At 63.3% G+C, this 10,062-nt stretch carries 8 protein-coding genes and 1 pseudogene; 4 read left to right on the top strand and 5 right to left on the bottom strand.

What is annotated here, in order from left to right; translation table 11 throughout:
- The 4 genes from mobF to BHE97_RS20250 all read right to left on the bottom strand — a co-directional run.
- The coding region (gene mobF, locus BHE97_RS20870) for a MobF family relaxase (protein ID WP_236757793.1) at positions 1-2,650 on the bottom strand (2,650 nt) is incomplete at its 3' end.
- 204 nt (positions 2,651-2,854) lie between these two features.
- A complete protein-coding gene (locus BHE97_RS18890; protein ID WP_087625588.1) occupies positions 2,855-5,443 on the bottom strand; it encodes an AAA family ATPase in 2,589 nt (862 codons plus the stop codon).
- A gap of 659 nt (positions 5,444-6,102) precedes the next feature.
- On the bottom strand, positions 6,103-6,552 hold the full coding sequence (locus BHE97_RS18885; protein ID WP_087625587.1) for a hypothetical protein: 450 nt from the start codon (positions 6,550-6,552) through the stop codon (positions 6,103-6,105).
- A 222-nt stretch (positions 6,553-6,774) separates the two neighbouring features.
- Entirely contained in the window at positions 6,775-6,990 is a 216-nt protein-coding gene (locus BHE97_RS20250) for a hypothetical protein (protein ID WP_170931509.1), read from the bottom strand.
- On the opposite strand from BHE97_RS20250, the pseudogene BHE97_RS20865 reads away from it, so the two are divergent.
- The 4 genes and pseudogenes from BHE97_RS20865 to BHE97_RS18875 form a co-directional block, all read left to right on the top strand.
- Positions 6,904-7,233 (top strand): annotated as a pseudogene (locus tag BHE97_RS20865) (DNA cytosine methyltransferase); the annotation flags it as partial. The gene BHE97_RS20250 and the pseudogene BHE97_RS20865 overlap by 87 nt on opposite strands.
- Before the next feature lie 91 nt (positions 7,234-7,324).
- On the top strand, positions 7,325-7,774 hold the full coding sequence (locus tag BHE97_RS20860) for a hypothetical protein (protein WP_236757795.1): 450 nt from the start codon (positions 7,325-7,327) through the stop codon (positions 7,772-7,774).
- 98 nt (positions 7,775-7,872) lie between these two features.
- Positions 7,873-8,043 (top strand): hypothetical protein, encoded by a 171-nt coding sequence (locus BHE97_RS20855; protein WP_236757794.1) that lies wholly within the window; start codon positions 7,873-7,875, stop codon positions 8,041-8,043.
- 115 nt (positions 8,044-8,158) lie between these two features.
- Positions 8,159-9,250 (top strand): ArdC-like ssDNA-binding domain-containing protein, encoded by a 1,092-nt coding sequence (locus BHE97_RS18875; RefSeq protein ID WP_087625586.1) that lies wholly within the window; start codon positions 8,159-8,161, stop codon positions 9,248-9,250.
- A 29-nt stretch (positions 9,251-9,279) separates the two neighbouring features.
- On the opposite strand, the gene BHE97_RS18870 is transcribed toward BHE97_RS18875, so the two are convergent.
- Positions 9,280-9,810: an NUDIX hydrolase gene (locus BHE97_RS18870; RefSeq protein WP_170931510.1), complete on the bottom strand. Its 531-nt coding sequence runs from the start codon at positions 9,808-9,810 to the stop codon at positions 9,280-9,282.
- Positions 9,811-10,062 lie beyond the last annotated feature (252 nt).

Here is a 10,062-nt window from a genome sequence, read left to right as displayed (position 1 = left end):
CAGCGAACCTGGGGCGGTTCATGGCGACGTAGAAGTTCTCCCGGATGGTCGTGCGAGTGACGACGGCGTGGGCGGTGTCGGTGGTGACGCCTTGGGCGCGGTGGGCGGTGACCGCGTAGCCGAGGTCGACGTACTCGGCAACGTAGTCCGCTGGCAGCACGATGCCTCCGCCGAACCTGCGCCTGACAGGGCGGATGGTCATCGATCCGTCGTGGCGGATGCGGGTGACGGTCCAGCGGTCGCCGTTGCGGACCCAGGTTTGACGGTTGCGTAGCCGGCGGTCGTTGTGGCGGGTGATGATCGTGTCGCCCTCGGACACGCTGGTGCCGTCGTGCAGGAGCAGTTCGCCGGCGGGATTGATGGTGCCGTCGAGGATCAGATCAACTCGGGCGCGCTGGTTGAGCGCGGTGACGGTCTGGTGGGTTTCGGCGATGAGGATCGACGTCCGCCCAGCCTGGATGTCGCGCCGCCAAGCGGTGTAGGCGGCGTCGATCATGTCGTCTTCGTCACCGCCGGTGACGCGGCCGTGGTCGATGAGGGTGTCGATTGCGTCGGTGCGTCCGTGGCGTAGCTGGAGGGAGGTGGTCTTCTCCCAGGCGTGGGTGAAGCGGTGGATGTCGGTCAGCTCCGGGGCATCGGCGCGGTCGTGGACGAGCATCGCGAACGCGCCGCTCGCATCGACCGATTGGAGTTGGCCGTAGTCGCCGACCAGCAGGACTTTCGCGCCGGCCTCCTGAGCGAGACGGGTGATGCGGTTCAGGGAAAGGGTGCCGGCCAGGCTGGCTTCATCGATGATCACCAGCTGCCCGGCGTGGAAGGTCGTGCCGTACATGAGATGGTTCTGCCACCATTTGGCGGTGTTCTCGGTCTCGATCCCCAGTTCCTGGCCGAGGACGTCGGCGGCGACCGCCGACGGCGCCAATCCGACCACCGAGCCGGGGCCATGCTGTTTCTCCCACGCTCTGCGCAAAGCCGACATGGCGGTGGTCTTGCCCGCTCCGGCTGGGCCGACCAGCACATCGATGACCCGCCCGGACAGGGCGATCGCGCTGAGCGCGGCGGCCTGATCGTCCCCGAGCATCCGGCCCTCGTGGTCGGGGCGGGACGTAAACCGTTCCACCGTCTTCAGTGTCACGGTCGGGCCGATTGTGGCGTTGGCGCGTTCGAGTAGCCGGTCCTCGGCAGCCAGCAAGTGTTCGGCGGAGAAGACGGTCGAGTGTCGGGGTCGGAATCTGGTGCTGCCGTCCGGGCGCTGGAACCGGATCGGGCTCGACGCCAGCTCCGGCGGGGTGAGGCGGAGCGAGGCCTGTTCGGCAGCGTCGGCAATCATCTCGGTGATGACTAAGCGGTCGTTGATGCTGACGAATCGCCATCCCATGACCTGTCGGGACGCTTCGGCCATCAAGTTCCAGCGGTGCCAGGTCGACCGCCGCTCCCCCACGGCCTCGACCACCGACTGGCCGACCCCGGCGATGACGTCGAGTGGCACGTCGTCAGCCCGCAGCACCACCATCGGGTTGCTGCTCGTGGTGATGGTGCGCGCCCAGGCGGTGGCGTCCTGCCCGAGCATGTCGGTGGCGCGTTGACGCCATTCAGTGGTCAGGTCGGCCAGCGACCGCACCTGTTTCTCGGGGCGGGTGGCGAGGGTGGCCTGGGCGCGTAGCTTCAGCACCGTCGTAGCCGACGGCTGGCGCCCGTGTTGTCGTATGTAGTCGGCGACGAGCCGGTCCTTCTCGGCCTCGATGTGCCGTGACCGTGTGGAGAACTCGGCAATCAGCTCCTCGGTAACGCCAGCGATCTCCCACGACCGGTTGCGGTCTCGGCCGCGGTCGCGTTGCTCCCAGACCATGCCGAAGTCGCGGGCGAGGTGGTCGGCCAGGACTGCGTTATACAGCTCCGACAACGCGACAACCGCGGAGTGCATCGGCCGACCGGCCAGCGTCCGCCATCGTCCGTCCTGGACCGTCATGACCTTATTGCTGATGACGACATGCGTGTGCAGCTGAGGGTCGCCGGATCTGCTGTCGTAGTGGTCGAACGCGGTGGCCGCGACCCCGACGACATCGACATGCGCGACCGCGCCATCCGGTCCGGTCGCGCCGACCCTGGTGCTCGCGACCTCGCGCTCCAAGAACTCGACCACCTCCGCGATCGCGGCATGGTGCGCATCCGCGATCAACGCCTGCGTACCCACATCAGCAACCGCCCATAGCACCGACACGCTCTTAGGGACGCTGAACGTGTAGTCGAATCCCGCCACAGCACGTCGGGTACCGCGATCGACCTCCTCCGCCTCGATCTGCGCGACCTGCTCCGCCCGTGCCGCCGGATCAAGATCAGGGTCGAGGTCAGCGACGCGCTCCTCGATCCGTTCGGCGACCGATGCGAACCGCTGGTACGCCCGCCCCAGCGGCTCCCCGCTTGTCGGGTCGCGGCCCAACCCGATCAGCAGCTGGAGCTGAGACTCCGACACCCGGGTGCCGGTGGTCAGTTGGTCACTGCCAAAGGCCGCCAGGCCCGAGCCCATCCAGAAGCCCGGCGGGTTACCCGCCTCGGCGTAATAGCGGGTCAGAGGTGTCGATAGTGAGCGGTCGCCGTCACCGACGACGACCGACTTCAACAGATACTTGTAGCCACTGCCAGCCGACATGACACGCATCGAGACTGTCATGGGCGGTAGGTGGGCAGACACCACACCACCGAAGTATCGACGGGACGGATCTTATGGCGACGTCTGGACTACTCCCCGGCACGTTCACGACCTCCCACAAGATTGCGTGGATCAGAGCGGAGTCTCAAACGTGCGGATATTCCGGCTGCCTGCGCGCAGGGAGAACTCGGAGTCCGTTCGCTGTTACTTCGTGTTGTAGGCAGTACGTGCCGCTTGTGCTTTCGCCCAGTCTTCTTGGAGTTCGGCCACTGTCGGCTTGGTATTCATGTGTTCGGCGGCATGGGAGTGCGCGCTGAGGCGGTCGCAGGCGCGATTAAAGAGCGGCCCAATAACGGCAATGGCGGCGTCGAGCCGGGAACTGTCAATCTTGGACAGCCGCGTCATCATGATGTTCTTCCGGTAGCGCTGCGTGACATTCTGCAGGAGTTCCTGCTCCACAAACGCTTCGCACCAAGCACGAATTAAGTCGTATGTCTCCTTAATAAGCGCATCCTGAACCGCGGGCTCTGCCTTGGGGATTTCCTGCAGTTTGACGTTGATCCTCTTGGCCAGGTCGGCGGGAGTATCGAGCCGGGGCTCGACGTCAGGGGCGAGAACTCCCTTGACCTCGCCACCATCTCGCACCTCGTAGAGCTTCGTCCGCTGTCTCTTGTTCTGTCGAGCGCTAATGAGCGCGGAGGCGAACATGATGTTGTGGGTCAGAACGATGACCTGATGCGTCTCGGCGAGATTCTGGATACGAGCTGCAACGTCGTCGAGCCGGCGATAGTCAAGGCTCGTGACCGGATCATCGAATACGAGAGGCGCCTTAGTTCCCCTCATCCGGCTTTCAGCGAGGAAATCCGCCAACGCGAGAACCTTCTGCTCGCCCTCCGAGAGCACCGCGGAAGGCTTATAGTCCGCAACGGCCTTCTTGCGCTGCGCCTGACCACTTCTACCTTGGAATCGGAGCGCGACTTGCGGCGCTCTCAGGCGGGAGCACTCGTCGATGAACAATCCCTCGAAGTTCTTGTTTACAAGGTCCTCGCTCGCGAGTTTCGATTGAACTGTAAGTTGTTTCGCTGCCCCGTTTGATATGACGCGGGAGAGTTTTTCAAGCTGCTGGGCTCGACGGGCTCGTCTGACGTGTTCACGGGCCGCGGTGAGATTGCGGTTCAGCTCAATCCGTGCGACGAGTTCCAAGAGTTCCTTTTGTTTCTCTGCGAGCGCGTTCGCTGCATCGTCCTTGTCTTCCGACAGCTTCTGTATCGCGGCACGCACGGTAGTCAGTTCTTCTGAAACGGCGGAAGCCACCGCTTGCGCGTCCTCTTGCAGGGTGACCTGGGTGACTGGCTTCCCGTTGGCCGTAGCTTCGGCAGCGGTTCGTGCGGTCAGCAGCACGTCGGATGTTTGGCTGGCCCATGCGGGTGGGGCCTCGCGGTCTCGTTGTTCGGTGGCGAACTCGATTGCGCGTGCCAGCTCTGCCTCCTCGAAGCTCAGCTTGGAGCGATCCAACGCGGTCTTCGCCTCCTCGACCTGACGGACAAGTGTCTCGTCTAGAAATGTGCGGTATCGAGTCAGAAGGTTCAGAGCGGTCGGACTGAGTTCTTGCATGCAGTACAAGCATGAGTCGCCGGTGCTTGGGTAGTGTTCAAGCCCGAGGTGCCGACGGTACGTGTCACCGGCGACAATGAAATCCTGCCAGTCTTCATTTGCGGGGCCGGGAAGCTCGTCTGGATTGAAGAGCTGTTCTCGCGCTTCCGCTCGCTGCTTCTCGGCAGTTTGCAGGCCCGTTCTGGCCGCCTCGTAGGTGTCCATCTTGAAGCTGAGCAAGGACGTGAGGATGCTCTGTAGTCGCGTCAGGTGACGTGCATTTTCTTGCGCGTTGGATAGAAGCGCGTCTACAGAGTTTGAACGCAAGGCACCGATCTCGCCTTCTAAGCGTTCACGTTCGGCCTCAGCGTTGTCGGGCAGTGTTGCGAGGGCGTCGAGTTCTGCGGTGTCGGTGGTGGCACCCAACGTCTCGATCACTGGGTAGACCTTTGTGCCACGGGTGAACCTCGACAGCAGTGGGTTACTTCCCGGCGTCAGAGTCTTCGCCTCGGCCGTGATCCGTTGCTGGATGCCCTGTATACCGGCGGCGACGTGACCGAACAACGCAAGTTCGGCCGGTGTGTAGACATAGCCCAGTTCATTGTCAACATGCAGGGCTACTGCGCTTGCGTCGAAGACGCTGATACGGGTGAACGGAGCGATACCAGTCTCGTTCTGCCACTGCGTCGACGATTCCGTTCCCGACAGTCGATACGCAATGTTGGCTCTTGGCGATGGTGGACCGTCCTGGTGGACGACATGCGCGTTCGGCAGGATGTCCTCGGCGGTGCGAACTGCGGAGATGCGCTTCAGGATTCGCGAGTACCCGGTCTTCCCTGAACCGTTCTGTCCGAACAGAACGGTGAGTGCAGGATCGAAAGTCAACTCCTGGTCGGCGGCAAGCGCGTTGACGCCCTCAATGCTTGTCAAGCTGACTAGCTCCAACGTCTCCTCCTCGGCCGAATCAGCAACAGTGAGTTCCAGCTTCGGAACGTCGGGAGCTCCCTCGTCAGCAAGCCCCTTTTCAGCGAGGAACGTCGCGTAGACCGCATCCAGCATCGCCTCGCTAGGCTCTTGACGCGAGAGAATGGTCTCAGCGGTGAGCTGCCGCACCCACGCATCCTGACCGTTCGCCCAGTCAACCAAGAGTCGCCGAGGCGTCGCATCACCGAGATTGACTGAGACCTCGTCAGCGGCCACACCTACCTCCGTCCTGGCGAACGGTGTCAGGAGCTACGTGTCGCCGGTCCAACTTGAACAGTCATGGGTCCGACTATGATGCCTGATCCATGGTTCAACCCGACAATGACGCACCGGAAGCATCGCGGACGTTGAGAACTTCCTCCGTAGGACGAGTCCAGCCCACCATCCGCTCCTTCGTCATGGACGCACCCTCCCGGAGTTAAGCAGCCGCCGAGGCACACCCTGCGCGCAGTGTCTCGTCAACCAGCATGCTCAAAATTCCGATCGCTGTTAGCCGCGACGACCGACTTCAACAAATGCTTGCAGCCACCGCCAGCCGACATGACCCGCATCGCGACTGTCACGGCACCGACCTCACTATAGGCATGGTGGGCGCCCGGTTCATGGCGGAGCTAGAAGCACAGATCATCGTCGCGAGGCATCCGTGGCGGTCGGCGTACCTCCGGTGCCGATGCCCTCGGAGTGAGTCGGCTGAACAATCGGTTGCTACGTTTCGCCGTGGCGTTCATGCGACGCTGATCGAGCTGGTGTTGCCGCCGTTGAACTTGCGTCGTGAGCTCAACGATCCGCTCGGCCAAACCGGCCGCTGCATCGCGGAGTTCCCCATGTTCGCTCAATCCAGCCATGCTGTCGGCGACCGGTTGCTCGGCAACCCCTTAGCCGCTGAGGGATTGCGTGTCCTGATCGATGAGATAGAAGCCAGCCGTTGCATGCTCGTGCTCTGCGTTGCCTGGTTGCGGTCTGCTGCGGCAAGCGTCACGAACGTACTCGACGATACGAGCCATCTTCCCGGGCACCTGGTCGGCCTCGGCGTTGTCGAAGACCTCATGGAGCAGCCCGAGGTCCTGCCAGGTGAGTTGCAGTAGGCCACCGCGTTCGATGTGTCCAGCCAGCAACTCGCAGTCGCCAGCCCAGTTCACATGGCTGAGCGCCATATTCTCAACGGGCCGTGTGGCGACCAAACCGCACGCGTCATCCTCCTCACCGAGGGCTGGGGTCAGCAGATCGCTCGCGATGCCTCGGCGATACTCCGCATACCACCGCAGCTCCCGCACCACGGCGGCGCGTTCGGATCCATCGATCGAGAGGACCGTCAGAACACCCATCAGAAGACGTCCCCTACCCGGCCGCCACAACAACGACGGCCCTACTGCACAGGAGGTTCCCGGCTTCTCCCCGCCGAGGTTTGTCGGTGTCGATCACAATAAAAAAAGTAAATATTTAATTGACCATATATTTACTGATCCTCTTCTGAAAGACGTGTGATGCCTCGTGAGAGGCGGATGGGAGGAGGAGGCATGGAGCAGTTCCATAGGAGTGGCGGAGAGCTACTGAAGATGCGGTTGTCCGGTCGTCGGTGAGTCGCTGCGGGTCTGGTGCACCTGGGCAAGCGACAGCCCGACGAGGAGCACTATGACGATTTCCGGGTCGGGAACTTCCACCCCGCTGGAGCCCTCATGCGCTACACCCATAGGCACGACCGTCCGCTGCGGATCGGTTCGTTGTTTTCCGGCTTCGGTGGTCTCGACATCGCCGTCGAGCACGCTTTCAATGCCGAGACCGTCTGGTTCTCTGAGGTCAACGAGCCCATCGCCCGCGTGTTCTCCCGGCACTGGCCCGAGGTGCCGAACCTGGGCGACATCACCACAATCGCCTGGCGGAAGGTGCCACCGGTCGATGTTCTCTGCGGTGGGTTTCCCTGTCAGGACGTGTCGACCCTGGGCAAGCGTGCCGGTCTCGCACCTGGTACTCGCTCGGGGCTTTGGGCGCACATGGCTACCGCGATCGACGCGTTGAGGCCCCGGCTCGTGGTGATTGAGAACGTCCGTGGACTGCTGTCCTCCCCCGCCGTCCACACACCTCTGCAAGGAGATGACGATGCGCAACGCAACCCCGGCCATGCAATCTACGACAACGCAACCCTTCGCGTCCTGGAACGCGACCCGTGGCATCTGGGAGACCAATCAGCTGAACCTCTCCGGGCAGCCGGCGCCGTACTCGGCGACCTGGCCGACCTGCGGTATGACACGCAATGGATCGGCCTACCAGCGTCCATCATCGGCGCTCCCCACCGACGCTTCCGCGTCTTCGTTCTCGCCTACCCCCAAGAAGCTGTTTCACACACCGCTAGCGGCGGACGCTTCTCGTGGAGGCGAGACCCTGGAACAGGTCAGAGCGCGTCAGGGAAGGACGGCGCTGAATCATCAGATCATCGATCTCGCCCTGCACGGACCAGATGGCTCGCCGATCAACACGAACGAATCGGAGACCTTGTTCAGCCTGATCGAGAACATCTTCAACGATGGGGACGCTACGCGGCCGCTGTAGCCCGATGGGAGCACATCACCGCACGACAGGCACCAGGTCCAACCATCCTGAACAAACACGCTGGCCCACGGCCATCGCCAGCCTTCGTGGAGTGGATCATGGGCATCCCGCGTGGCTGGGTGACGGATCCTGTACACGGACTCGTGGCGACCCAGCAGATCGCAGCCCTCGGCAACGGGGTACTCCCGCTCCAGGCAACGTCCGCCTTAGGTCTTGTGCTGGAGACGGCGTCCTGCGGCGACAACGCCTGGTCAGGGGGTTGGGCATGACGCGGCATCAAGAGCCGCCTCCGTCTCGTGCCTTTGGTCCTCTCAGCGCACCTCGCGAGTGCAGTGCCGCTCCGCTCAGGCTTAAGCGGCGCGCCCGGGAGGAGGTCACCACGGCATGGCGACACGAGACCAAGCCCGCCAGGAGCGGGAGGCAAAGCTAGACGAGCTGCACGAGAGACTGACCGGCGCGGTCGAACGGCTCGTATCCGGTGAGGACTGGATCGAGGCGCTACGGTTTGCCGCGAGGTTCAGGTCGAGGAGCTTTAGCAATGTCCTGCTGATCTGGGCAGCCCATCTGGAGGCGTTCGAGCAAGGCCGGGTGCCTAAGCCATTCCCCACCTATGTCGCCGGGTACAAGCGGTGGCAACAGCTCGGCCGGCAGGTGGAGAAGGGACAGCCCGGCTACCAGATTCTCGCGCCCGTGACCGGCAGGTTCGCCTCGGCCAACCCCGCGGACGCGGACTCCTGGCGCCGCCTGGGGAGGAGCGAGAAGCCCCGGCCGGGCGAGGTGGTGCGCTCCAAGATGGTCGGCGTCCGCCCGGCGTATGTGTGGGACATCTCGTCAACCACTGGTGACCCGATTCCTGAGCCGCCAACCCCGAGATTGTTGGAGGGCGAGGCTCCGGGCGGGCTGTGGGATGGCCTCACCGCGCAGGTAGAGGCCGCGGGTTTCACCGTGGTGCGCGTGCCGGATGAGGGTGTGATCCGCGGCGCGAACGGCATGACCGACTTCGCCACGAGAACAGTCGCAGTGCGCACGAACATGGACGACGCCGCTCAGGTGAAGACCCTCGCCCACGAGCTGGGACATGTGCTGATGCACGGACCCGACCAGAAGGAAGCCCGGCAACACCGCGGCATCGGCGAGGTTGAAGCCGAATCGGTCGCGCTCATGGTCGGCGCGGCGCACGGCATGGACACTTCGGACTACACGATCCCTTACGTGTCGACCTGGGCGTCTCGCGTCGATGGGAAGGAACCGGTGGAAGTCGTCAAGGCCACCGGTGAGCGTGTCCGCAAGACCACCGGGAGCATCCTTGATCAGCTCGACACCGCCCAGGTGTCCGATGGAAGCCCGCCCGGACTGACCCAGACCGAACCTGGACGGGAGACACCGGCCCGAAGACCAGCGCGCCGGTCCGGTCCTGGGCCAGAGGGCCAGGTGCGCGACGCATCGGCCATTCCGGCGCCAGACTGGCGCATGTGATGGCCGAGCATGGTGTCCATCCCGAATTGTCAGGAACTCAACATGGTTCCGGGGGCGATCGCGAAGCTCGATGCTCTCAACTTCGCCAGGGCACCGAGGGTGATCCCGCTCGTGATCTCACCGTGAATGACGCGCTCATCTAGTTCACCGTCGGTGAGCCAGACAGTCTCAGCACCCGTACCCGCTTCGACATGCTTAAGGTCGAGCACCGGCACTAGCCAGATGTCGTTTTCACTGGCGAGGAGCCCGGTGTCCGCGTGAAGAACCCCCAAGCTGGTCGGTCGACCGTGAGAGTTGATGCCGGTCTCCTCTGTCATTTCGCGCACGGCATCGGCGCACCCGGCCTCCGTGGTGAAGCCGCCAGGGAACTCTAACGTAATCCGGTCGATCACGTAGCGGTACTGACGCACGAGCGCATACCGAGCGATACCTCGAAAGACATGACGCGGGATGCATACTCCGCCGTGTTTGCCTCGGTTGATGCGTGCGTAAGTCCCTTTGCGACCGTCAGGAAATGCCACAGGCACCTGCTCGACCTCGACGTAGGGAGTCCAGAACACACACAACGGTGGCCCAGAAGACGTCACCCGGCCACCTGCGTGACCAGGGCAGTCTCGTAAAGAATCCATGTGACGCAGGTACGCAGGCTGCCCGAGCATCAAGTGTCGCCGGGACACCATCGCATAGCTGATGAGACTCGAACAGCGCTAGAGCCCGACCAAATACTTCGGGCTCATCCGAATCAACAGGTCGGCGCCCTCGGTAACGACCTACTCCCGCTCCAGGCGATCTGAAGCGCCCCAGGTTTGATG

It is taken from the genome of Aeromicrobium sp. PE09-221, from assembly GCF_002174305.1.
In the GTDB taxonomy this organism is placed as follows: domain Bacteria; phylum Actinomycetota; class Actinomycetes; order Propionibacteriales; family Nocardioidaceae; genus Aeromicrobium.
Note: the sequence above shows the minus strand (reverse complement) of the source record. Positions and strands in the feature narration are given on the sequence as shown.

Bases quoted from the DNA above. Each gene is read 5' to 3' on its own strand.
- BHE97_RS18885 (WP_087625587.1), bottom strand. From the start codon at position 6,552: ATGGGTGTTCTGACGGTCCTCTCGATCGATGGATCCGAACGCGCCGCC.
- BHE97_RS20860 (WP_236757795.1), top strand. From the start codon at position 7,325: ATGCGCAACGCAACCCCGGCCATGCAATCTACGACAACGCAACCCTTC.
- BHE97_RS20855 (WP_236757794.1), top strand. From the start codon at position 7,873: ATGGGCATCCCGCGTGGCTGGGTGACGGATCCTGTACACGGACTCGTG.
- BHE97_RS18875 (WP_087625586.1), top strand. From the start codon at position 8,159: ATGGCGACACGAGACCAAGCCCGCCAGGAGCGGGAGGCAAAGCTAGAC.